This window comes from Leptotrichia wadei (genome assembly GCF_007990445.1).
In the GTDB taxonomy this organism is placed as follows: Bacteria; Fusobacteriota; Fusobacteriia; order Fusobacteriales; family Leptotrichiaceae; genus Leptotrichia; species Leptotrichia wadei_A.
Genome location: NZ_AP019841.1, coordinates 1,787,654 through 1,813,778 on the forward strand (window position 1 = coordinate 1,787,654; position 26,125 = coordinate 1,813,778).

Here is a 26,125-nt window from a genome sequence, read left to right on the forward strand (position 1 = left end):
GGAGCAAAAAATGGAAAAAAATAATTTTGAAACAGGAAATCAGAATAATCAAAATCAAAATAATAGAAACTTTAATCCTATGAACCAAAATAATCAAAATCGGAATAATGGAAATTTTAATCCTATGAACCAAAATAATCAAAATCAAAATAATAGAAACTTTAATCCTATGAACCAAAATAATCAAAATCGGAATAATGAAAACTTTAATCCTATGAATCAAAATAGCCAAAATCGGAATAATGGAAACTTTAATCCTATGAACCAAAATAACCAAAATCGAAATAATGAAAACTTTAATCCTATGAATCAAAATAGCCAAAATCGGAATAATGGAAATTTTAATCCTATGAACCAAAATAACCAAAATCGGAATAATGAAAACTTTAATCCTATGAATCAAAATAGCCAAAATCAAAATAATAGAAACTTTAATCCTACGAATCAAAATAACCAAAATCAGAATTACAATAACATGAATCAAAACCAAAACAGCTATAACCATAATAGTTCTAATTACAATAATATGAATCCGAATCAAAATAATCAAAACTATAATCCAAATATGAATCAAAACAATAATTTTAATAATCAAAAATCTTTTTTGGATTCAATACTTGAAAAAGATAATCCACAAAATAAATTATTCTTAAAATTAATGTTTTGGATAAGTACGGTTGTATTTGGTTTGGTTGCTTGGATAACAATAAAAGGAATAGCACTTTATATGCAATTTATGGATTTACAAAAAAGTGGTCTTATTTCAAATATTTCAACATATTTTTCGTCGGAAATGCCAGCTCCATTGAAAGCATTTTTAGGAAAATCAGCAACTACTTCTTTAGAGGTTTTATCCATTCGTAATACTTTAAAATATATATTTATAGCTTTATTTGTATTACTAATATTAATCTTTCTAAAACTCCGTAAGACAAATAATTTATTTAAATTTAAAAATATAAATTATTTATCAGTAATAATATTTTGTATTGCTGGTATCGCTGAAATTAAATATACAGATTTTATTGATAAATTAACAGGTTCATTAGCGAATTTAGGTATGGGAGATCTAGGAGCTTCAGCAGATATTTTTAATACTGTTCCAGACATATTTATGATAAAAACTTGTTTTATAGTTCTTCTTGTATTTTCATTAATCGCAGTTGTTACGAATTTTTTCTTAATATTTAGAAATAAAAAATTTGAAATGCAAGATATACAAAGAGAATTTAGAACAATGAAAAATAAAGTTATGAAAAATAATAATAATTACTATAACCAAAACAACAATAACAACAATAATAATGAAAACTGGAACAATAACACAAATAATGATTATAATAATCAAAATTATAGATAAATAAAAAGCATTAAATAATCGTTTTACAAAGTTTTGTAAAAATAGGAGTAAGTATGAATGAAAAAAATCAGAATTATAATAATCAAGGCTATGATATGAATTATAGTAACGGAAACTCTAACGAATACAATAATTATGATGAACATAATGATGATATGAATTATGGCAATAATGGAAATAATAATTACAATGAACCATACTATAATGATCAAAATTATTATAATAATTTTAACAATCAAAATTTTGATGGAAATTATGAAAATCAAAATTATAATTATAATAATAAAAAAAATAATAATACAACTATTTTTATCATTATAGGAATAATAGTAGCAATAATTGGATATTATGTAGCAACAAACTACATATTTATTGATAAATTTGACATAAGTAATTATTATACAGTAAATGTTGATGGAATTTCTGGAGAAGCTAAAGCGGAAATTTTAACAAAAGAAGCAACTGGGGATGAATCCAAAAAAAGTTTCAATTTAAAATTAAAAAATTTTTTAGATAAAGCTAATATAAAATTTGAACTTTCTAAAAGTGAAGGTATTCAAAATGGAGATGTCATACAAGTTAATGCAATTTATGACACAAGATTAGCAAAGTTTAATAAAATCAAAGTTATAAATGATAAATTTGAAATAAAAGTTAGCGATCTTCCTAATCCTGTAAAAGATATTTCAGAAGTTAAAAATTTATCGCAAATAAAAAAATTATATGAAAACTATTTTATATCAGAATTGGGACGAAGGACAGATTATTATTCAACATTATATGAAATTTTGGGAATGTATTCAGGAAAAGATTCAAATGGACAAGTTATATTAAGGATATACGGCAAAATAAAGTCTAGAAATATGTATTATGACGGAAAAGCTGTTGAGTATGATTATTTGGAACTTTCAAATCTTATGCAGAACAGTAATAATGAAATAATTTCAGCAACTAGAGCTACTATTACATCAGATTCAAATCTAAATGGAGAAATGAATTCACAAGAAATGGATTCAAGACTAAGATTAGAAGGATTTTCAAAAATAAATTAAAATAGAAAAAAATTCAAAAAATTATTTTGAATCTAAATATAAAAAGGGCATTAGTTAGATTTTTGCCCTTTTTTGTAATTTTTATTAATATTTAAAATTAAGTTTCTCATCAAATTGTGATATAATTATAGCATCGCTTCTAAATAAATTTTAAATTATAATTAATACTAAACCCCATCAAAAATAGGAATTATAACAAATTTATTATTTAAATGTAAAATAACATAATAATATTTTATAAATAATTAAAATGGGCAATTTTAAAAATAATAAGACAAAAACTCGATAAATACAATATTTTATTTAAAATATTAGAGTTTTATTTCAAAAATACTCAATAAAAATATTAAAAATTTTAGACTTCTACAAATGGCTATGGAATAAAAATGAAAGGAGAAAATAAAAATGAAATATGAGCTTGTATTAATAGATTTAGATGATACGCTTTTTGATTATTCAAAGACGGAAGATTCAGCATTTAGAAAAACATTTGAAAAAATGGGATTTTTTCAGGTAAATCAGATTGAAAAAGAAAAAATTGAAGAAAATTATGAGAAAATAAGGAAACGGTATAAAGAGATAAACTTACAGTTGTGGAAGGATTTGGAAAAGGGGAAAATGGATAAGGATAAACTGAAAGTTTTGAGATTTGAAAAAATAATTGAGGAATTTGGCTTGGAGTATGATTCGATTGAGGTAAGTAAACTGTATTTAAAAAAACTGGGAGAAGGAGTTTTTCCATTTGAGGCGACTGAAAAACTGTGTGAATATTTACATTCTAAATATAAAGTTGGAGTTATTACAAATGGTATAAAGGAAGTTCAGCATTCACGGATAAAAAATTCAGCAATTGCAAAATACATTGATAAAATTGTTATTTCTGAAGAAGTTGGAGTGAATAAGCCTGATAAAAGAATATTTGAATGTGCAATGGAATATTTTGGAATATCGGATAAAAAATCTGCAATAATGATTGGCGATTCTTTGGAGGCTGATATAAAAGGTGCGCAAAATGCCGGAATTGACACTTGCTGGGTAAATTTTAAAAATATTGTGAATGATACTGGATCAGTTCCAAAATATGAAGTAAAAAAATTAGAAGAATTATTTGAAATCTTATAAACGAATAAAGAATGGAGGAGATTAGGCAGTGACTGGAAAGAAGAAGGCAATCTGTTTTTTTATTATTTTTCTGTTGGTAAATGCTTTTGGATTGTCTGAAAATGAAAAAACTCAAAATGAAAAAAACTGGAAATCTGAAAACTACGTTGCTCTGGAAAATGAAAATAATAGGAATTTGAAAAGTGATAATGGAAATAACGAAAAAGAATCTGAATTAAAAAAAAATATGGATTTAAAAAATAATGAAAATAATGGCATTAAAAAAAATCTTGAAAACAAAGAAAACGATGCCAATAGAAAAAATGTAATTAATCAGGAAGACAAAAGAATTGGGCTGGTACTTAGCGGAGGAACTGCAAAAGGGCTTGCCCACATTGGTATATTAAAAGTTCTGGATGAGGAAAAGGTGCCGATAGAATATGTAACTGGAACTAGCATGGGAAGTATTATTGGAGGAATGTACAGTGTTGGATATACTCCGGACGAAATTGAGGAAATAGCGGTCAGCATGGACTGGATGAGCCTTTTTAATGATAAAATCGAAAGAAAGGATAAAGGAGCTGTAAGAAACTCGATTGAAGATAAAAATAGTACGGTAATTCCGATAAAAAACTTTATGCCAAAATTACCAAGCGGGGTTGTTGGCGGAAAGACAGCTAGCCAGAGATTAAATGAACTTTTTTACGGTGCGCTGGGAGTTGAAGATTTTAAAAAATTCCCAAGAAAATTTGCGGCAGTTGCGACTGATTTGGAATCTGGAGAAGGCGTAATGATTGATAAAGGGTCGATTGCAACAGCAATAAGGGAAAGCCTGTCAATTCCATCAGTTTTTGCTCCGATACGAGATGGAAAAAGACTTTACATTGATGGCGGAGTAGTGCGAAACTTGCCAGTTCAAGATGTAAAGGTGCTTGGAGCTGACTATACAATTGGAGTAAATGTGGGAGATGGATTTACAAAAAGGGATGAATCGAAAATGAATCTGATTGATGTAATTTCAGATGCAACAACGATTGCAGGAAGACAGGAAGTTGAACGGCAAATCCGGATGCTTGACTTGTATATGAAACCTGACTTGGAAAAGTTTGAAGCTTATGATTTTTTAAAAGTTAAAGATATTATTGCGGCTGGGGAGGCTGTGGCAAGGGCAAATATAAACGAAATCAGAAAATTATCAAACCCTGAGCTTTATGAAAAATTAGAGGAAAAACGAAAAGAATTTAGGCAGACTTGGAAGGATGAATATAATATTACCGGAATTGTAATTGATGGAAATAAAAAATATACAAGAGCATATTTTGATAAATTTTTTCCTAAAAAGCTTGGAACTTTAACAAGGCTGGATATGGAAAAGATTGTTAATAATATTTATCAAAATGGTGATTTTACAACTGTTTATTATGAAGTGAAGGATAACGACCTTATAATAAATGTTCAGGAAAAACCAAGCGATTATTTAACGCTTTCAGGAAATATAAATAATGAGGATTTGGCTACTGTAAATGTAGGTTTCCAAGGAAGCAAGCTTATAAATAATACAAATGTCAGATATTCAGTAAGTGGAACAGTTGCAAATGAATATGGAGCAAAAGGAAGAACAACCGCAGAGCTTGGAAAAAATTCAAAGGCAATAATTTATGGAGAATTTGAATATAAACGTGATATTATTGAAAATCAAAAATATAGAAATGGATATTTCAGTTTTGAAAACAGAAGATTTAAAATTGGAACGGGAATAGGTGTAGAAGTGTATAAAAATCTGCTATTCTCAATTGGTGGAGGTTATCAGATATCAGATGTGGAAAAACATGAAAATAATGCTGAAAATGTGAGAAAACCATTTCCGTATTTTGAAGCAAAGCTAAATTACGATACAAGAGACAGCCTTAACTTTGCAACAAAAGGAATTTACCTATTTTCAAATTACACATTGGCAAATTCAAAGCATGCTAACTTTAACTCACTGTATGCAGGCGGAGAAATTAATATTCCAATTGGCGAAAAAGTAACGATTACTCCTGGAATAGCCTATTTGACATCTTACGGAAAAGACATTCCTGAAACATACAAGCCCAAAATGGGAGGAATAAGAACTGCTGATAATTCATTGGAATTTGCAGGAATGCCGGCTGACAAAATTCGTGGCGGAAGTATTTTTACAGGAAAGTTAAAAGCTCAATATAATTTATCAAACCTTGTATATTTGGATACAACTTATTCAAGATCAAATATTTCTGGAAAAAGTTACAGTTTTGGCAATGACGTGAAGGAAAGTTATAAATTCGGAATTGGAGTAAAAGCCTTGACAATACCGATTTACTTTGGATTTGCGAAAGTACCGGGAGAAAGCTGGAGATATTTATTAAATTTTGGATATTCACCAGAATAAAATAATTTAATGTCAAAAAAATTGATAAATCTCTTTTTAATATTGAAAAAATATGATAAAATGAAATTGTAAAAATTTAAAAATATAAAAATTTAGGAGGAAAAAATGAAAAAAATACCTGAAGCAGTTGGTCCTTATTCAGCATTTAGAAAAGCTGGAGATTTTTTGTATATTTCAGGACAAATTGCAATTAATCCTGAAAATCAGAAAGTTGAAGCTGTTACAGTTGAAGATCAGGCAAGACAAGTACTTGAAAACCTAAAGGCAATTTTAGAAAACAATGGATTGTCAACAGGAAATGTTATAAAAACAACTGTATTATTAGACAATATTGATGATTTTGTGACAGTAAATAATATTTATGCAGAATATTTTACTGAACCATATCCAGCAAGATCTGCTTTTGCTGTAGATAAATTACCAAAGGGAGTACTAGTAGAAATTGAAGCAATAGCTTATTTTGGTAAATAATTTTTACTTAATGAAAAAAATTGATGACTTCAGAAAGATTAATCTAAAGTCATCTTTTTTATTATTTTTAAATTTTTAAATCAAATTCCACTCAAATGAGTATACTTGAATTATTTCACCAAAAACTCTTTCACAAAATTAACAACTTCCTCAACCTTAACCTCAACGCTTTCTCCAGTTGCTCTATCTTTAACTTCCACAATTCCATTAACCGCACCTTTTCCAGCTACAATTTTAAGCGGGAATCCGATTAAGTCAGCGTCTTTAAACTTAAATCCTGCTCTCTCATTTCTGTCATCTAAAACAACATCTATATTTTCATTTTTCAACGCCTCATAAATTCTTTCAGCAACATTTACTTGAGTTTCATCTTTCATATTAGCAATAATCACATCTGCAATATACGGTGCAATTGATTTTGGCCAAATAATTCCGAAATCATCGTGTTTTTGCTCAATTACAGCCGACATCAATCTTGAAACACCAATTCCGTAACATCCCATTTGGATTACTTGCTGTTTACCATTTTCATCTAAAACTTTTGCATCTAACGCTTTTGAATATTTATCTCCCAATTTAAAAATATGTCCAACTTCCATTCCACGAGCAATTTTTAATACACCTTTTCCGTCTGGCGAAATATCTCCTGCTCTAGCCGTTCTAATATCAGCAACTACATCATAATGCAAATCTTCCAAATTAACATTAATAAAATGATAATCCTTTTTATTTGCTCCCAATGCAAAATTTCTCACATATTTTACAGTTTCATCAATAACAACTGTAAGTCCTTCTTTTTTCTCATAAGATCCCGCAAATCCAGGAACAATCCCAAATTTTTCGCATTCTTCTTCAGTCATCATTTCCAATTCCATCGAAGCATTCACTGCATTTTTCAATTTAATTTCATTTACATCTAAATCTCCACGAATAAGTGCCAATACATAATTTACTTTATCTTCCAACACTTCCTTCAACATAACCGCTTTAACAGTTTTTTCCTCTGGAATATTCAAAAATTCTGACAATTCCTTAATTGTCTTAGTATTAGGCGTTTCAATCAATTCTTTTGGCAATTTTTCCTCTGAACTTTCCTTCAATTCAATGATACTCGTTGCTTTTTCAACATTTGCAGCATAATCTGATGAGTCACTGTATAAAATATCGTCTTCTCCGTTTTCAGCAAGTACCATAAATTCATTTGAAGCATCTCCTCCAATCGAACCAGAATCCGCATCAACCGCCCTAAATTTTAATTCCATTCTTTCCAAAATTCTAGAATATGCATTTTTCATATTCAAAAATTCTTCATCCAACGATTCTTTTGTTAAATGGAAACTGTAGGCATCTTTCATTAAGAATTCTCTTCCTCTCATAAGACCAAATCTTGGACGCATTTCATCTCTAAATTTTGTCTGAATTTGATACAAGTTAAATGGCAATTCTTTATACGAAGTAATTGTATTTCTAACAATATCCGTAACAACTTCTTCATGCGTAGGTCCCAACGCAAATTCTCTCTCATTTCTATCCTTCATTCTCATAAGTTCTGAACCATAAGCAAACCATCTCCCAGACTCTTCCCACAACGAAGCTGGCTGCAACACTGGCATTAAAATTTCCTGTGACCCAGCTCTATCCATTTCCTCTCTAACAATATTCTCAATTTTTTTCAAAACCTTGTATCCCAATGGCAAATAGCTATAAACTCCTCTTGTCAACTGTCTAATCATAGAAGCTCTCAACATCAATTTATGACTTATTACTTCTGCCTCTTTTGGTGCTTCCTTATATGTTTTTAAAAATGCTTTCGATAATCTCATATCTTCTCCTTCTATATTCATTTTTTTTATTTAAATAAAGTATTTATAATGTTTATATTGTATATTTTTTTTTGACTTTTAGCAATAGTTTTTTGAAAAATAAATTTTTTAAAGCTGAATATTTGGAATTTTAGGAAAGATATAGTATAATTATCTTAGAAAACACAGTAAAATTAAAATCGAAAAATATTGTATTAATGCGATTTATAAATTTTGACAAATAATAAAAAAAGGAGAGATTTAAAATGAAAAAACTTATTTTATTGGGATTATTGGCATTTTCAGCCTTTGGAATAGCAGAACCTTACAGAGATGAAAGAGGCGTGCTTTTTATGTCTGAAGAAGAATGGGGAAGATTTTATAATAAAGATGGACAAGATGTGGATGCATGTATTCCAATTGGATCTATGATCATGGAAGAAAGCTATATAAAAGATGGCAAAAAAATGCCACATACTTTAACTGAAGTCCAAAATATAATTAAACAATTTAACGAAACGCTAGGTGAAGCAGGGCTTCGTGATATTAATGGCAAAAAAGATAAAATCCATGAATTTTACTATGCGGCAGTATGCAAGAAGCCTACACAAAAACAATATGATTTAGTCGGATCTCCAACATTTAAAAAAGAAATGGAAAGAATTTTTAAAACTCATAAATTTATAGAAGAAAACGATTAAACATAAACTTTTCTTCAGTCATTTTTCTCTAAATTTATAAACTTGTAAAATTATATTATTTAAAGTATAATGTAAATGAAATTTAAAATATAAAAAGAAAAAATACAAGATGAAATGGAGCTGATCTATGCACAAGCAATTTGCGGAAATTTATGATATTTTTATGAAATATGTAGATTACGATGGATGGTATAATTTTTTAAAGAGATTTATAAAAACAAAAGGAACTATTTTAGATTTAGGATGTGGAACTGGAGAATTTATTTTACGGTTTCTTGAAGATGGATTTTCTGTTGTTGGAGTGGACTTGTCTGAAAAAATGCTGGAAGTTGCAGAAAAAAAATTAGAAAAAAAAAGGTTAAATGGACAAAAATTAGGTAAAGAAAAATTTGGAAAAGATAAGTACAAACTTGTTAAAGAAAATATTATAAATTTTGAAAATACTGTAGATTTTGAAAATAATAAAAATGGCAGTTTATATCAAGCCGACTATATTGTCTGCAATTTTGATACGGTAAATTATTTAAAGGATGAAAAGGAATTTTTGAAATTTATTGAAAAATGTAATAAAAATTTAAAAAAAGATGGATTCTTAATTTTTGATGCTGTAACTGAAGATATTTTTGAAGAAATATTTGAAAATGACATCTTTCTAGATGAAGAGCCGGAATACACAAGCATCTGGCGGCATGAGAAACTATCCAAAAGAAAACATCTGATAGAAATAGATTTATTTATCCGTGAAAATGAAAACGACAATCTATTTAGAAAATACAATGAAATTCAGAAAAAATTTATCTATGACCCAGAATGGATTATAAAAACTGTCCAAAATAAAGGCTTTGAAATATTCGATACCGCCTCAAACCCTGAATTTGGAGAAAGCCGAATATTTTTTATCCTGAAAAAATTATAAAACTAATATTTTCTCAACTTAGATATAACGAATTTAGTATAGGCTATTTTATAAAATAAAAAAGAAGGTAACTTATGAAAATTGAAAATGAAGAAAACAAAAAAAATGATTCAACTGAAGAAGAAAGAATAAAAGAAGAAGAAAAAAGAAAACAAAGACTTTTTGAAATAGAAAAAAAACTCGGAAGGCATAACAATGACAAGGCAGTAAAAAATAAAAGAAATAATAAGATTATGAAATATTTTGCCCTTGCAACGAATATGGTTTATATTCTTGCTCTGCCAATTTTGATTATGCTCGGTTTTTATTTGCTTTTGAAAAAATATTTATTTAAAACGGATCAGCCAATTGTCCTGATTATTTTTCTTATTTTAGGGGCTATTTCAGGATACTGGTCGCTTATAAAGCAAATAAATAATATAAAATAATTTCTAAGTTTTAATACAAAAGGAAAGAAAGGAAATACAGAAATGCTGGAAAAAATGCCTGAAAATATAAAAAGTGCATACATTATCTCAATTTTTACTATGATATTTTTCCCTCTTTTAGGAATATTTTTCAACTATTCTGAACTTTATTTCGGTTACTTAGTTGGAGCAGTAATTTCGGCAATAAATATAAATTTACTTATAAACGGCGTGGAAAAAATTCTATTTTTTCAAGATAAGCCTAAATTACGGGGAAATTTAGAATATTTAAAGCGGATGGCAATCTTTTGCCTTGGAATGTTTATTGTTGGAAAAATCAGCCAAAAATACTTCCCAAATCACGTTTTAACAAATATTTTAGCAACTGGCATTGGAGTTTTGAACTTTAAATTTTCGTATTTTTTGTATCATTTTGGAAAAAAGTTTTTCTTAAAAAATAAAGAATAAAATAATTTTTTATTTTAAAATAAGGGGCCTTGGCCCCTTTCTAACGTTATTTCCTCAGAATAGTAAATTTATTATAGACTCTGTTTAACAAAGTTTTGACCTCTTGCAATAAAACAAATAAAACATGTCTTCTTTTTTCTAATATGGTTCAGTATGATAATAAATCTACTGACTTTAATTCTCTAAAAAATTACTCTTCAAAAAAATCTCCTATTCTTCTATATTTTTCATATCTTTTTCTCAATAATTCACGTAACGAATATTTATCGATTCTCTTGAATTCCTCTACAACTGCAGCCTTCAAGTTTTGAGCCATTTCTTCAAGGTTTCTGTGCGCTCCTCCCAGCGGCTCCTTTATAATTCCATCTATAATCCCTAAACTTTTTAAGCTGATTGCATCCATTTTTAAACTTCTAGCAGCTTCTGGCGCTTTTGTTGAATCATTAAACAGGATTGAAGCGCATCCTTCAGGAGAAATAACTGAATATACACTATTTTCAAGCATCAAAATAGAATCAGCAACTCCAATTCCCAATGCTCCTCCACTTCCACCTTCACCAATTACAACCGACACAATCGGCACACGCAGTCCAAACATTTCTTCAAGATTTTTAGCAATAGCTTCACCTTGCCCTTTTTCTTCGGCTTCTATTCCAGGATAAGCTCCAGCTGTGTCAATTAATGTTAAAACCGGCAATTTAAAACGTTCTGCCATTCTCATTAATCTCAATGCCTTTCTATATCCTTCAGGACTTGCCATACCAAAATTTCTGTAAAGGTTTGAATCAATATCTCTTCCCTTTTGATGCCCGATTACCATTATTTTGTATCCATCAATCATTGCAAGTCCACCGACAATTGCATGATCATCCTTAGATAACCTGTCACCGTGAAGTTCCACAAAATCCTGTGTCAGCTCATTTATATAATCTAAAGTATACGGTCTTTGCGGATTTCTTGAAATTTGGATTCTATTCCAGGCATCCATTTCATTTTCCTCAAAATCCTTATATTTATTTTCCAGTTTTTTTTCAAGTTCTGTAATCTGAGCAGAAAAATCAATGTTTTTTTCAGCTGAAAATGCCTTTAATTCCGATATTGCTTCTTCCAATTCCTTAATTTCATCTTTTATACTCATCTTTTTTATCCTTTCATTTGAAAAATTTTTAAATTTACACTAATTTTTCCAATACTCTGTAAATCGTTGTTTTCAAGTCTTTTCTTTCTGAAATTATATCAACCATTCCGTGTTCCAATAAAAATTCTGCCCTTTGAAATCCCTTCGGCAATTTCTGGTTTACAGTTTGCTCAATAACTCTAGGTCCTGCAAAAGCAATAAAAGCATTTGGCTCAGTTATAATCACATCTCCAAGCATTGCAAAGGAAGCCGTAACTCCACCGGTAGTTGGATCAACAGGTACAGAAATAAACGGAATTCTAGCTTCATTCAATTTTTTAACTGCTCCTGAAGTTTTTGCCATCTGCATAAGTGATAAAATCCCCTCCTGCATTCTAGCACCTCCTGAACTTGAAACTACCACAACAGGTATTTTCCTTTTCAGTCCACGTTCCATTGCCCTTGTAATTCTCTCTCCAACAACAGAACCCATACTTCCGCCCATAAAGCTAAATTCCATCGCAGCAATACTAACTTCTATTCCATTAATTTTTCCAGTTCCGCTTATAACTCCATCCAGCATACGGCTTCGTTCACGTGATGTTTCCAACTTTTCCTCATATCCTGGAAAATTTAACACATTTTTAGAATTAAGCGTCATATCCTCTTCTATAAAAGTTCCTTCATCAATCAAAAGTTCAATTCTTTCAAATGCTGTAAGCCTAAAATAATTTCCACATTTTGGACATACGTTCAGATTATTTTTCAAATCCTCATTGTAAATGATTTCATTACATTGATTACATTTTTTCCACTTATTGTCATCCACAATATCCACTGTCAATTTTGACTTAGATGTAAGCGTAACATACTTTTTTTTTGATTTTCTGCTTGAAAACAAACCCATTTTTTTCACCTCTCAAAAATTTTATTTTTTATAACAAAGTTATTTTAAAATTAAACTTAAAAATTATAACTCCTTTACTCAAATATATTTACAGTAAATCCGATAAAAAAACACAAATCATATTTATCACTTTGAAACAAGGAAGTTTTAACTCCTTACACAATAAATTCATTACCAAAATGAAAAATAATATAATTTTATTTGACACTAATATAGTTTGAGCATAAACCTAAATAACAGGTGTTATAATACTATTATATAATACATCATTTCTATTAGAATAAAATTTGAAAAATATACACTCCTAAAAAAATACTCTATCTAAAATCGAAAATTTATATTCATCAAACGAAAGAAAATAGCAGCAGAGAAAAAATCTGTCACTCCCATCCTTTATTCCATACTTCTTATCTCCAACTATGAAAAGTCCCTTATCAGCCAGCTGAGCCCTAATTTGATGCTTTCTCCCAGTGATCAGCTCAATATCCAAAAGCGAAACATCCTTATTTTTCCCCAGTAAATCCAATATTTTTTTCTGATTTTTCAATTTATCAATATTTATATATTTAAAATAAGTAATGCTTTTTTTAGATTCCCTTGAAACAGGATTTTCAGAAACAATAACCCTATTTTCAGCCGTTGTCAAATAATTTTCAATTTTAAAATCTTTTTTATTTTTAAATTCTCCATTATGAACAATCGCAAAATATTTTTTATGAACTTCATTTTCCCTAATTTTTTCAGAAATATATCTCAAAAACTTCAATGTTTTACATCCGATAACAAGCCCCGATGTTTCAAAATCAATTCTATTTGCAAAATTAATATTCTCACTTTTATAAATTTTTTTAAAAACTTCACTGAGTCCATATTTATGCCCTGTTCCCTTATGCATCGGGATTTTTTCTGCCTTATTTACAATAAAAAAATCTTCATTTTCAAAAATAACCATTTTTTTATATTTTTCAAGATCATTTTGAGAAATTTGCAGTTTTTTTATTTTATTTTCTATTTTCTCATTTTTTTTAATATTTCCCATTGATAAATTCTTTATTGTAATTTTATCATCTAATAACAGCCGATAATTTTCCTTCGACTTTTTCCCATTAATTTTTACATCCCCAGATCTTATTGCACCAAAAATCCTGCTAAGCGGCTCATTTTTAAAACTTTTCCTCAAGTATCTATCCAGCCTCATCCCTTCCATTTCAGAATTTACAATAATTTCATTCTTTTCCAAAAATTTCTCCCATTTTTTAAATTATTTATTGTTATGAATTTTTATACTTTCCACTATTCCTATTATAATAAACGAAGCTAAAAATGAACTTCCTCCATAGCTCATGAACAATAGGGGTTTTCCTGTAACTGGCACAAGTCCAATTGTCATTCCTACATTTACAACTACGTGCATAAATATTACACCTGCCAAGCCATACAGTATAAGCCTGCCAAAACTGTCCTGTATAATTCGGGTAATCCTCATTATTTCCAAAATTAATCCGAAATATAGAAGTAAGACTAGTGTGGATCCAAAAAATCCCATTTCTTCAGATAATACTGAAAAAATAAAATCCGTCTGCGCTTCAGGAAGAAATTCCAATCTGCTTTGGCTTCCCTGTAACACTCCCTTACCTAATGCACCTCCTGCTCCAACTGAAATTTTTGACTGGATTACGTGCCATCCGCTTCCTTTTTTATCCTTTTCAGGGTGTAAAAATGTTTCTACACGATCCCTTTGATAACTGCTAAGTACAAATCTATAAACTGGATAAACTGATAACATTACTACAATTCCTATTATCCAGATTGGCTTCATATTTGCTTCATACAGAAAAATCATAAATAAAAATGCAGAAATTGTTATTAATGTCGTTCCCAGATCAGGCTGTATTAAAATAAGCAATATAAGAGGCATTGCTGGCAGAATTGAACCAACAATATCCTTTAAGTTGTTAATTCCATTTTTATATTTTTCTACAATCCAGTAGGCAATAACTAGAATAATTATCACCTTCACAAATTCCGACGGCTGCAGCTGAAATGGCCCAAGTGCAATCCAACGTTGCGCTCCAAGAGTCTTTTTTCCTGCAAAACGTACAAGCAGCAGCAATATTGCCCCAATTCCGTAAATATGCCAAATATACAGCTTTATATGTCTATAATCAAATGCGGCTATAATAAACATCAATATTGTCCCTATAACAATCCATAAAATATTTTTACCAACCATTCCGCTTTGTCTTGTCGCACTATATACAAATACTGTGCTAATTGTCACAAGTGCATAAACTATCAGTAAAATCATTTTGTCCATACGAAAAATATTATTTTTCAGATCTTCAATTATTCTTTGACTTTGAAACATTCTCTTCTCCTAACCCTATTTTTTAATTATCATAAATTCCTTTTAACTTTACCTTACTTTTTAATATTTCCAAGAACCGTAATATTTTCTGTTAAATATCCAGTTTTTGCAAAATTATTCACATCTTCAAGTTTTACTGAATTTACTTCATTTTTTATCTTTTCTGCATCTAATATTTCATTTTTTCTAATATAGTAATTTCCCAAAATTCCCATTCTTGAACGTGGATTTTCCATTGAAAATGCAATTCGGCTCATATATTTATTTTTTGCCTTTTGAAGTTCATCTTCTGTTACTCCACTTTCACGTAATTTCTTAAATTCTGCAAGTGTTATTTCTATTGCCTTTTCATAATTTTCCAGATTTGTCCCAATATACGTTGATGTCAAACCTCCAGAAAGGTAATACTGATTAAATGTGTAAACAGAATATGCAAGCCCATTTTTTTCACGAATTTCCTGAAAAAGTCTAGAACTCATTGAACCGCCGATAATATTTGCTAAAATATCAGTATATATTTTATTTTCACTGTTATAATCTTCACTTTGATGTGAAATGCAAATATTAACTTGATTTATATCCTTTGAAACAACTCTTTTTCCAGCATTAAATGAAAACTCTGTCTTCTCACGTCTATTAACCTTCTTATCAGCCAGCTTTCCAAAATATTCATCTACTTTCTGAATAATTTCATCCTTATCAAAATTTCCAGAAACAACAATTAAAATATTATCCTTAGTATATCTTTCCCTGTAATATTTTCTGATTTCCTCTGCTGTAAATCCCTTCACGCTTGCCTCTGTCCCAATAATAGGCTTTCCATACTGCCCATTTATGCAATCTGCATAATTCATCTCGAATACCAGGTCATCTGGCGAATCCTTATACATTTTAATTTCTTCCACAATTACATCCTTTTCCTTTTCCAATTCCTTTTCATCAATCGTAGAATTTATAACAATATCAAACAAAATATCAACAGATTTTCCCAGAAACTGTGTCAAGGCATTTATATAAAAAACAGTTTCCTCCTTTGTCGTATGCGCATTCACATTCGCCCCAAGATAATCAATCTCATCTGAAATTTCAAAATAATTTCTATTAGGAGTCCCCTTAAAGATCATATGCTCTAAAACATGTGAAATTCCTTCTTCTGTATCACTTTCATCCCGTGATCCTGTTTTTACAAATACACCAACTGAACAAGTAGAAATACTTTCTAATTTATCAAAAATAACTTCTATTCCAGTATTTGTCCTTATTTTTTCTATCATTTCAATCCTCTCTCAATCCTTATTTTACACTAAACTCTATTTTAAAAACAGAATTATATTTTATATTATATGCTAACAATAGTTTCTGACCCTTTGCAAAGAGTCCACTGTTTGCACATGAAACAGTATTAAATAAAAAAATAATACTACATATTAATATTCCGAATCTCTAAATAATTTTATTCCAACTACAAAAAATACAATTAACGGAATAAAGCAAGCCGCATAAATTGGAACTGTGCCTGCAACTGCCATTGAACGCAAAATCGTGCTGATACCGTAATAGGCATAACCTATTATTACAGATAATCCAATATTTAACGCAGCTCCCCCCCTTACATATCTACTTCCAAGTGAAAGTCCAATTAAGCACATGACAAATGATGACAATGCAAAAGATATTCTATAATAAAATTCTATTCTTAAATTTAAGGAATCTGCTCCGACCCTTGTAAAATAGACTGTTTTCTCACGTAATTCAGGCATTGTCAAATTTTTAGCCTTTACTGGACTTGCCAGGACATCTTCCATACTTGCAACAAACCTGAATTTCTTTGTATCCGCAGGCTTTGTTAAATTAGTCCTGCTGTCATATTCCTTTAAATCTTTAAAAGTCCATACATTTGTTTTCGGATTAATTTTTGCAAATGGCGAAGTATATATCTTGCTGATTTTACTAAATCCCTTTTCAAATTTAAAAATTTCAATATATTCCATTGTTCCAGTATTTTTATTTACATTTTCACTATACAGAACTGTCTTTTTATCAATTTTTACGAAAACGAATTTCTTTTGCGCCCTTACAGGCTCCTTATTATCAATTTTAAGGGACTTTAAATTTTCTTTCTTAGTATTTGATTTCCCTAATATGTCATAGTTTATCCAAAATACTCCCATACTTACAAGAAATGAAAAAATCATAGGAAATAACGCTATTCTTGCAAAACTTATTCCACTTGTTTTCATTGCGGCAATTTCCAGCTGTTTTGCCATCTTGCTTATACACAGCAGACTTCCCAGCAATACTCCAAGAGGAGCAGTATTTGTTATAATTTCAGGTGTTCCATATCTCAGATACTTTATGGCATCGTGGCCTTTAAGCTTTCCATCCATAATCCATCCTGTCAAGCTGATACTTTCTGCTAATAAGAAAATCAAAAAAAACATCATCATACCCAAAAGGAAACTTTTTACATAATTTGAAATTATATACTTGTCTAATTTGTTCATACTCCTCCCTTCGTTATTTTCCTCTATATTTCTTTATTGAGAAATATATACACAATATAAATAAAACAAAATTAGGAACCCACATTGCAATATTTGCAGGTACATTATTCTTCAGCACCATAATTTTTGCATAACTTGCCATTCCTATATAACCAAATATAACGATTAAACTTACACCAAAACTTATTCCTCTTCCACTTCTTCTATGCCCAACTGAAAGAAGCACTCCAAGCCAGCATAAAAATGTACTTGCTAGCGGACCTATAAGCCTTTGGTAAATTTCTACCTGTGCCTTTAAAGCTGTTTCCTTTTCTCCAGGCTTGTTTATATTTTCCTTATAAAATTTATTTAACTCTTTTATATTCATTTCCTTACGGCTTTTTTTCACTTCCTTCTTGCTTTCTCTAAAAAAAGTAGTAATAGGTATTTCCTGTTCCATATACTCAGCTGAAACTTGATTGCTGCCATCTTTTTCAAAAGCATACCCTTTTACTTTGCTCAAATTTATGATTCCTGGATCAAATCTTGCATTTTCAGCCAAAAAAACTATTGGATAATGGTTATCCCCACGTTTATTTATTATTAGAAAGTTTTTTGCTGTTGCCGCTTCATTATTTACCTCATCAATATAAAAACCAAATCCCTTTTCTTCATTTGTCAGAAATACTTTTTCTTCCGTCAGTGAACTAGGCTTTGAAGCAAGCACCTGCTTTGTCTGAGCATTTATATTTTCCAAGGCACGGGGATTTACATAAATTTCAAGTCCTAATCCAATCAATGTTAACACTACACCAAAAATAAATGCTGGTCTAAGTATTCTAAAAAGCCCTATTCCAGAACCTTCCATTGCAACAATCTCATTTGTTTCTGAAAGTCCGCCATAGACAAGCATTACTCCAAGAAACGCTCCCATCGGTATTGTCTGCACAAGAACTCCTGGCATTGCATAAAATAGATAGTCTATTATGGATATAAACGGCAAATCACTTGCAAACAGACGCTCCATAACTTCCATTACAACATTTAACATCATAATAAATGTAAATATGCTAATTCCAAACAATGACGGCAAAATAAGTGAATTGTAAATATACCTGTCAATTATTTTCATTTTTATCAATTTTCCTTTTTTATTTTTCTTTGTATTCCATTTTTTTCATAAATCTTTTTATTTATTTTAATTAATCTCTTTTGATTTTTCAAATTTATCTGGTTCTGGATTTTCATAATCATGTAAAACATCATTTATTACTTCCTTTTCCCGCTGACTTATAACATATCTTTTCACATCATTTTCTATAAATCCAGGAAAAGAATCCGTAAACCTTAGTGCATATTTTGTCATAATCTTAATGCAAATACTTTTATTCCTTGCATTTTTTATGCTTTTACTTTTTAGAGAGCCTGCAATTACTACAATGTATACAATAATTGCAACAAAAAACAATTTCATTATTCCAAATATCATTCCAGATAATTTATCAAATTTATTTATTTTTATACTCTTTAAAAACTTTTTATTAATTATCAAAATAGCAGAATAGGCAAGATATTGGATTGCGACGATTACAATAAATACTTTCAACTGATTTTGAGACTTAATTCCCTCTGAATCCAGAAAAAATTTATAAACATAATTTGTTATAAAAATAATAAAAATATACTTAAACATATTAAAAAATTCTAGCGAAAAACCTCTCCTGTACCCAAGAAACATAAATATTATCAGCAAAACTACAAATCCAATATCCAGTATCATTTTTTTACTCCTATTTTTCTACATAAATTCTAGGCACCCTTTGACTTATTCCACATAAAATCTCATACGAAATAGTGCCACACAATTCAGCAACTTCCACAACACTTATATTTTCACCAAAAAATTCCACAACATCGCCTTTTTTAGCTTCATCCTTTAATTCATCAGGAAGTAAAATCATAAGCTGATCCATACAAACACGTCCTGCAATTTTACATTTATGTCCTTTATAAAAAACATAACCTTTATTTGACAAATCACGCCTTACTCCGTCAGCATACCCGATGGAAACAGTCGCATAAGTTTCCCCAGCTTTTCCAAGATAAGTATTTCCATAACTTATAAAGCTGTCTTCCTTTAATGTTTTTATATAGCTTATTTTAGCAAAAAGAGACATTACAGACTTAAATTTATACGGTGCAGTTTCCTTATCTGTAACTCCTCCATAAATTATAATTCCCGCTCTCACAAAATCCTGTATGCTTTCTTGAAATTTTAAAGTTCCAAAACTGTTGTGCAGATGTCTGTATCGTATTGATGGTATCCCACTTGATATTTTTTCACACATTGCTTTAAATTTTCTTTCCTGCAATTTTGTATATTCTTTGTCGCTGTCAGATGATGAAAAATGCGAAAAGATTCCTATTGGATTAATATGTTTTACATTTTTAAGAATTTTATTTAATTGTTCCACTTCGCTTTCTTGAAATCCTACACGTCCCATTCCTGTATCTATCTTTATAAACACGTCCACAGTTTTCCCGTTTTCTTTTCCAGTTTTTTCCAAAAATTCTATTTCTTCAAAATCTGTCACCATAAAATAAATCTTCTTGTCAGCAATGAGATCCATATATTCATTTTCCACAGGTCCTAATATCAGCACCATAATATCATTATGAAGTTCCTTTATTTTCAGTGCTTCATCACTTGTCGCCACAGCAAAATTCTTAATTCCCTTTTTTATTAAAGCGTCACAGATTTTTAACATTCCATGCCCATAAGCATCTGCCTTTATTACCGCTATTATTTTCTCTTTAGGCACAATTTTCTCAATTTCATCAATATTGCTATACAAATTATTTATATTTATTTCTGCCCAGCATCGCATTTTTCATTTCACCTTCTAAACTTATCATTTTATTTTTTATTTTATCCTATCTTTCAAACAATTTAACTAAACTAAAACTTTATCCTTTTCATCATATCCATTTACTGTTTTTCCTGAATGTTTTGTAGTATCTTTAGCTTTTGGCTCATCTTTACCTTTTTTCATGATATAAACCAAAGGACTTGCTACAAATACTGATGAATACGTTCCAACTAACATTCCCACAAACAATGTCATACTAAATGTCTTTAACGTATCTCCTCCAAGAATAAGAAGTACAATTACAGAAAATAAAGTAGTCAATGAAGTATAAATCGATCTTGTAAATACTTGATTTATAGATTTTTCTATTATTTCACCAAATGACATTGAAACTTTATTTCTTCCTGATCTATTTTTCTTAATATTTTCCCTAATTCTGTCAAATACGACAATCGTATCATTAATGGAATATCCCAAAATTGTAAGAATTGCCGCAATAAATGGAGTATCTATTTCATATCTAAGCATTGTAATAATCCCAAAAGCAATAATAACATCGTGAATTAATGCCACAATTCCCGCTATTGCATAAATAAACTCAAATCTTACTGTAATATAAATAATAATCAATATACTTCCTATCAATAACGCTTGAAATGCATTTGCTGTTAATTCCTTACCAATTACCGCACCTACAGTTTCATTTTTTACAACTTCAAATTTTCCAGTATTTTGTTTTAATTCTGACATTACTTTTGCTTTTTGAGTACCGCTCATTTGCTCAGTTCTTATAATAACTGTATTATCCGTATCAGAAAACTGTACTCTTTTTGCCTTCATTTGAGGAATTTTCCCAATTAAACTGTTTAACGTGCTATTTACTGCATTTTGATCTATTTTTTTACTGTATTTCAGTTGAATTAATTCTCCACCTTTAAAGTCAACACCTAAATTTAATTTTATAGTAAATAGTGAAATTAGTGAAATTAAAACCATTGCCGCTGAAATCCCCAAATAAAGTTTTCTATGTTTAATAACTTTCAAATTAATCTTCATTATTTAAAGCTCCTTTCCAGAACAACTGCTCTCTTTTTATCTTAAACACCTGTATAAACAATCTTAAAAATATTTTTGATACAAATACCCCTGTAATTACCGTAGCAACCACACCAAGTGACAATGTTACAGCAAATCCCTTTATTGGCCCTGTTCCAAAGAAGAATAACACAGCCGCCACAAGTAACGTTGTTATATTTCCGTCAATTATCGCAGGAAAAGCATTTTCATAACCCTTTTCCACCGCATCATGCAGCGATTCTCCAAACCGCAGCTCATCTTTTACTCTTTCATAAGTAATTACATTCGAGTCAACTGCCATTCCCAATGTCAAGATAAATCCTGCAATTCCAGGAAGTGTCAAGGCCGCTCCAACTCCACTAAGCAATCCTAAAACTAGAACTCCATTTATAAGAAGTGCAATATCTGCCACAATTCCAGGTATTTTATAAATAGCAATCATAAATACTGAAATTACACATAAAGCAATTAATCCAGCTACTCCAGTCTGTTTTATCGAATCTACTCCAAGTGTTGCACCAACCGTTCTATTTTCAACAATTTTTATTTCCACAGGCAACGCTCCTGATTTTAATAGATTTGCAAGGTTATTTGCTTCTTCCATTGAAAATCTTCCAGTTATAACTCCACTTCCTCCACTAATTTCACTGTTAATCGTAGGAGCCGACTGTTCTTTATTATCCAGCATTATTGCCAGCTGCTTTCCAATATTTTCTCTTGTAATCTTAGCAAAGGTATTTGCCCCTTGCGAACTCAATTCAAAACTAACTGATGGCATTCCCATTTGATCTCTTGTTACCCCTGCAGATTTTAAGGCAGATCCTTCCAAAAGCACAGGCCCATAAGAACCATCCCTATTTTTTATTCTAAACTCAAGTTTTGCAGTCGTACCAATTAATTCAACAGCCTTTTGAGGATCTTTTATTCCCGCAAGCTCCACTATCAATTTATCATTTCCACTAAGCTGAATAACAGGTTCAGCCACCCCAATACTGTTTACCCTTCTTTCAATAATACTTTTAACTTTACTCATCGTATCAGGCTCAATTTTCCCCTGTGCCTGCAATACAACTGATGTTCCACCTCGTAAATCAAGCCCCAATTTTATTTTATTCAATGCTAAAATAACAATTGGAACAATAATAACTACAAGCAGCCAAATATAATGTGATTTTTTATTTTGCATTTTTTCATCCTTTCTTTTTTTATTTTATTTAAATATCTATTCTTATAAATATGTTTAATAAATTTTAAAATAAATATACTTTTATTACTCTTTAAGTTTTATTTATTTTTAAGTTTCTTTAAGCAAGAATATCAAACACCATGTCCTTTTGCTTTACGCAAAACTTTCTTACAAAAGAGAAATAGAACTTGCTTTTCAATTTCAATTATCTTTAATACAAATAAGTGAACTACTCCCGCCTATAGAAGTCGGTAACTTCTTGCTATTTTTTTGTTAAAAACTCTATATTTAGACTTTTTAAGCTAATGTATCCAAATATTTTTGTAAAATTATCGAAGCTGCCACCATATCCACAACTTTCCTTCGTTCTTTCCCATTCTTTTTAGAATAATTTTTCAAATAATGTTCCGCTTCTGTTGTCGTGTATCTCTCATCCACAAAAATAATCTGAATTCCTGGTATTTCTTTTTTTAACTCTTCCACAAATTCTTCAACTTTTTCAACTTGCCTTTTTTTAGTTCCGTCCAAGCTTTTTGGAAGTCCAACAACGACTTTTTTTGTGCTTTCATCGTCTAATATCTCTTTTATTCGAGAAATCGGCTCAGTTTTATTTCTGTCAATCACTTCAAGAGCAGTCGCAAGAATTCCCAAAGGATCGCATTTCGCAACCCCAATTCTCACATCTCCGACATCAAGTCCAATAAATTTTCTCATCTTTTTCTCATTTCTAAATTTTATTATTCAAATTATGAATTAATTTTTCGACAAGGGGATAAACCCCTTGCTAATTGGCATTTATTCAATCATATAAATTACAATTTTTCATTTACAAACTCAAATGCTTTATCAACAGCTTCTTTTACAGCATTTCCATCTTTTCCACCAGCCTGTGCGAAATCAGGTCTTCCTCCACCGTTTCCACCAGCAACTTGAGCCGCAACTTTTACTATTTCTCCAGCTTTTACTTTTGAAATCAAGTCTTTTGTAACTCCAACTACGAAAATCGCTTTTCCGCCATTATTTGTTCCCAAAATAATAATTCCAGATTGAAGTTTTTCTTTTCCTCTATCTACGATTTCTTTTAATTCATTTACATCTTTATTTGTAAACGCAACTTTTAATACTTTTACTCCATTTATTTCATCTACATTTTCAAGTAATTCATTGATTTCATATTTTACTAATTTAGTTTGTAATTGCTCATATTCTTTTACGATATTTTTAGCTTCTGCAATGTACTTCTCTACAACATCAACCACATTTTTTCCATCAGTTTTCAACATTCCAGCAACTTTACTTAATTTTTCTTCAAGTTTATTAACATATTTCAAACTTGCATGTCCTGTTGTTGCTGTAATTCTACGAGTTCCTGAAGCTATTCCACTTTCAGATTCAATATTGAATAATCCGATTTCTCCAGTAGATTTAACATGTGCACCTCCACAAAGCTCGATTGAATATCCGTCAATTTCAACGACACGAACTACATCTCCATATTTATCAGAGAAAAGTGCCATCGCTCCTCTTTTTTTCGCATCTTCAATATTTTCAAAATCAATTTTAACTTTCAAGTTAGACAAAATAATGTCATTTACAGCTTTTTCGATTTTTTCAATCATTTCTGGCTCAATTGCTTCATAATGTGAAAAGTCAAATCTCAATTTTTCATCATCCACAAGCGAACCAGATTGCTCAACATGAGTTCCTAAATTTTCTCTTAAAACTTTATGTAAAATATGTGTTGCAGTATGGTTTCTTTGAATATCTTTTCTACGATCCGCATCAATTTTCATTTTTGCTTCTGCACCAACTGCTGGAGCAATTCCTTTTACAATCTCTACTTGATGAATAAATACATCATGTTTTTTCACAACATTTACAACTTTTCCTTCAAATTCTCCAGAAGTAATAATTCCAGTATCCGCAACTTGTCCTCCTGATTCCGCATAAAATGGCGTTCTATCAAAAATCACTTCATATCCTGAAATCCCTTCACTTTTAGCAATATGCAAAATCTTTCCTTCATCTTCAAATTTTTCATATCCTGTAAATTCAGTTTTTCCGTGTTCTTCAAAGAATTTATCAATAAAGTCATCTTTTATCATATCTGAAACTGTAACTCTGCTATTTTTTGATCTTTTTACTTGTTCTTCTAATTTTTGGTTAAATTCTTCTTCAGAAACTTCATACCCTTGATTTTCCAAAATTAATTCTGTTAACTCAAACGGAAGTCCAAATGTATCATATAATTTAAACGAAGCATCTGCTGAAAGTTTTTTAATTCCTTCTTTATCCATTTTTTCAATTTCTTCAGTTAGCATTTCAATTCCATTTTTCAATGTCAACGCAAATCTTTCTTGCTCAAGTCTTAAAACTTTTTCAATATATTCTTGTTTTTCAACTAATTCTGGATATGCCTCTTTCATATTTTCCACAACATAAGGCACTAATTTATACAAGAACAAATCATCTTTCGTAATATCTAATTTTTGTTTCGCAACGATTCCCGCACCAAATGCTCTTCTTATAATTTTTCTTAAAATATATCCACGACCTTCATTTGATGGCAAAACTCCATCCGCTATCAAAAATACTGACGCTCTAATATGATCCGCAATAACTTTTACCGTAATTTCAAATTCTTCTTTCTTAATATCCAAGACTTTTTCAATACCTTTTATTATTGGCATAAATATATCAGTTTCAAAGTTATTATCTTTTTTTTGCACAACTGAAGCTATTCTTTCAAGTCCTGCTCCTGTATCAATATTTTTTTCTGGAAGTGGCACAAGTGAACCGTCTTCAAGTCTATTCCATTCAGTAAACACAAGGTTCCAAATTTCTAAGAATCTATCTCCTTCATCTCCTGGCTTACAGTTAATTTCTTCATTATTTTTACCCATATTTTGTGTATCGTAGTAAATTTCACTACAAGGTCCACAAGAACCTACAGGTCCAGCTGCCCACCAGTTATCTTCTTCTCCAAGTCTAACAATTCTATCTTCAGGCACTCCAATTTCCTTATTCCAAATTTCATAAGCCTCATCGTCTGTTTTATAAACAGAAACATAAAGTCTTTCTGGATCCAATTTCAAAATTTTTGTTATATATTCCCAAGACCATTCAATCGCTTCCTTTTTAAAGTAATCTCCAAACGAAAAATTCCCCAGCATTTCAAAAAATGTATGGTGTCTAGGCGTTCTTCCTACATTTTCCAAATCATTAGTTCTTATACATTTTTGATAAGTCGTAATTCTTGGAAACGGAGCTTCCTTCTCTCCCAAGAAAAATGGCTTAAACGGCACCATCCCAGCAACCGTCAACAACAAACTTTTATCATCTGGTATTAACGAAGCACTTTCAAAATGTTTATGCTCCTTTGATTTAAAAAAATCTACAAAACTTTTTCTTATTTCATTTCCTGTCATT

23 protein-coding genes are annotated in these 26,125 nt (G+C 30.1%); 9 read left to right on the forward strand and 14 right to left on the reverse strand.

The window, feature by feature from the left end; translation table 11 throughout:
- Positions 1–10: 10 nt before the first annotated feature.
- From FVE74_RS08440 to FVE74_RS08460, 5 genes are all read left to right on the forward strand, one after another.
- Positions 11–1,360: a hypothetical protein gene (locus tag FVE74_RS08440; protein ID WP_147004126.1), complete on the forward strand. Its 1,350-nt coding sequence runs from the start codon at positions 11–13 to the stop codon at positions 1,358–1,360.
- Between the two features lie 53 nt (positions 1,361–1,413).
- Positions 1,414–2,412, forward strand: a complete 999-nt coding sequence (locus FVE74_RS08445; RefSeq protein ID WP_147004127.1) for a hypothetical protein — start codon at positions 1,414–1,416, stop codon at positions 2,410–2,412.
- Positions 2,413–2,817: 405 nt separating this feature from the next.
- Entirely contained in the window at positions 2,818–3,534 is a 717-nt protein-coding gene (locus tag FVE74_RS08450; protein ID WP_147004128.1) for a YjjG family noncanonical pyrimidine nucleotidase, read from the forward strand.
- Positions 3,535–3,562: 28 nt separating this feature from the next.
- Positions 3,563–5,923 (forward strand): patatin-like phospholipase family protein, encoded by a 2,361-nt coding sequence (locus tag FVE74_RS08455; RefSeq protein WP_147004129.1) that lies wholly within the window; start codon positions 3,563–3,565, stop codon positions 5,921–5,923.
- A gap of 105 nt (positions 5,924–6,028) precedes the next feature.
- On the forward strand, positions 6,029–6,394 hold the full coding sequence (locus FVE74_RS08460) for a Rid family detoxifying hydrolase (RefSeq protein ID WP_147004130.1): 366 nt from the start codon (positions 6,029–6,031) through the stop codon (positions 6,392–6,394).
- A 110-nt stretch (positions 6,395–6,504) separates the two neighbouring features.
- Here FVE74_RS08460 and FVE74_RS08465 read toward each other — a convergent pair whose 3' ends face one another.
- On the reverse strand, positions 6,505–8,217 hold the full coding sequence (locus tag FVE74_RS08465) for a proline--tRNA ligase (protein WP_147004131.1): 1,713 nt from the start codon (positions 8,215–8,217) through the stop codon (positions 6,505–6,507).
- A gap of 245 nt (positions 8,218–8,462) precedes the next feature.
- On the opposite strand from FVE74_RS08465, the gene FVE74_RS08470 reads away from it, so the two are divergent.
- From FVE74_RS08470 to FVE74_RS08485, 4 genes are all read left to right on the forward strand, one after another.
- The gene (locus tag FVE74_RS08470) at positions 8,463–8,897 is read left to right on the forward strand and encodes a hypothetical protein (RefSeq protein WP_147004132.1); all 435 of its coding nucleotides are present in this window, start codon (positions 8,463–8,465) and stop codon (positions 8,895–8,897) included.
- Between the two features lie 127 nt (positions 8,898–9,024).
- The gene (locus FVE74_RS08475; RefSeq protein WP_147004133.1) at positions 9,025–9,813 is read left to right on the forward strand and encodes a class I SAM-dependent DNA methyltransferase; all 789 of its coding nucleotides are present in this window, start codon (positions 9,025–9,027) and stop codon (positions 9,811–9,813) included.
- A 74-nt stretch (positions 9,814–9,887) separates the two neighbouring features.
- On the forward strand, positions 9,888–10,241 hold the full coding sequence (locus FVE74_RS08480) for an AtpZ/AtpI family protein (protein WP_147004134.1): 354 nt from the start codon (positions 9,888–9,890) through the stop codon (positions 10,239–10,241).
- A 42-nt stretch (positions 10,242–10,283) separates the two neighbouring features.
- Complete coding sequence (locus FVE74_RS08485; RefSeq protein ID WP_010128485.1) at positions 10,284–10,688, forward strand: hypothetical protein; 405 nt, start codon at positions 10,284–10,286, stop codon at positions 10,686–10,688.
- Between the two features lie 190 nt (positions 10,689–10,878).
- Here the strand turns inward: FVE74_RS08485 and FVE74_RS08490 are convergent, their stop codons facing one another.
- From FVE74_RS08490 to alaS, 13 genes are all read right to left on the reverse strand, one after another.
- Entirely contained in the window at positions 10,879–11,826 is a 948-nt protein-coding gene (locus FVE74_RS08490) for an acetyl-CoA carboxylase carboxyltransferase subunit alpha (RefSeq protein WP_147004135.1), read from the reverse strand.
- A 34-nt stretch (positions 11,827–11,860) separates the two neighbouring features.
- Positions 11,861–12,712, reverse strand: a complete 852-nt coding sequence (accD, locus tag FVE74_RS08495; RefSeq protein WP_147004136.1) for an acetyl-CoA carboxylase, carboxyltransferase subunit beta — start codon at positions 12,710–12,712, stop codon at positions 11,861–11,863.
- 304 nt (positions 12,713–13,016) lie between these two features.
- Entirely contained in the window at positions 13,017–13,952 is a 936-nt protein-coding gene (locus FVE74_RS08500; protein ID WP_147004137.1) for an RluA family pseudouridine synthase, read from the reverse strand.
- 21 nt (positions 13,953–13,973) lie between these two features.
- On the reverse strand, positions 13,974–15,080 hold the full coding sequence (gene rodA, locus FVE74_RS08505; protein WP_147004138.1) for a rod shape-determining protein RodA: 1,107 nt from the start codon (positions 15,078–15,080) through the stop codon (positions 13,974–13,976).
- Between the two features lie 53 nt (positions 15,081–15,133).
- Positions 15,134–16,354, reverse strand: coding sequence for a M16 family metallopeptidase (locus tag FVE74_RS08510; protein WP_147004139.1), 1,221 nt, complete (start codon positions 16,352–16,354; stop codon positions 15,134–15,136).
- Positions 16,355–16,507: 153 nt separating this feature from the next.
- Positions 16,508–17,584, reverse strand: coding sequence for an LptF/LptG family permease (locus FVE74_RS08515; protein WP_147004140.1), 1,077 nt, complete (start codon positions 17,582–17,584; stop codon positions 16,508–16,510).
- 13 nt (positions 17,585–17,597) lie between these two features.
- Positions 17,598–18,695: an LptF/LptG family permease gene (locus FVE74_RS08520; protein WP_147004141.1), complete on the reverse strand. Its 1,098-nt coding sequence runs from the start codon at positions 18,693–18,695 to the stop codon at positions 17,598–17,600.
- 66 nt (positions 18,696–18,761) lie between these two features.
- The gene (locus tag FVE74_RS08525; RefSeq protein ID WP_147004142.1) at positions 18,762–19,343 is read right to left on the reverse strand and encodes a CvpA family protein; all 582 of its coding nucleotides are present in this window, start codon (positions 19,341–19,343) and stop codon (positions 18,762–18,764) included.
- A 10-nt stretch (positions 19,344–19,353) separates the two neighbouring features.
- On the reverse strand, positions 19,354–20,451 hold the full coding sequence (gene alr, locus FVE74_RS08530) for an alanine racemase (protein ID WP_147004143.1): 1,098 nt from the start codon (positions 20,449–20,451) through the stop codon (positions 19,354–19,356).
- A gap of 66 nt (positions 20,452–20,517) precedes the next feature.
- Positions 20,518–21,489, reverse strand: coding sequence for a protein translocase subunit SecF (gene secF, locus FVE74_RS08535; protein ID WP_147004144.1), 972 nt, complete (start codon positions 21,487–21,489; stop codon positions 20,518–20,520).
- Positions 21,479–22,696, reverse strand: coding sequence for a protein translocase subunit SecD (secD, locus tag FVE74_RS08540; protein WP_147004145.1), 1,218 nt, complete (start codon positions 22,694–22,696; stop codon positions 21,479–21,481). Before secD ends, secF begins: the two co-directional genes overlap by 11 nt.
- A 297-nt stretch (positions 22,697–22,993) precedes the next feature.
- Positions 22,994–23,410, reverse strand: a complete 417-nt coding sequence (gene ruvX / locus FVE74_RS08545) for a Holliday junction resolvase RuvX (protein ID WP_147004146.1) — start codon at positions 23,408–23,410, stop codon at positions 22,994–22,996.
- Between the two features lie 98 nt (positions 23,411–23,508).
- Positions 23,509–26,124, reverse strand: a complete 2,616-nt coding sequence (gene alaS, locus FVE74_RS08550; protein WP_147004147.1) for an alanine--tRNA ligase — start codon at positions 26,122–26,124, stop codon at positions 23,509–23,511.
- Position 26,125 lies beyond the last annotated feature (1 nt).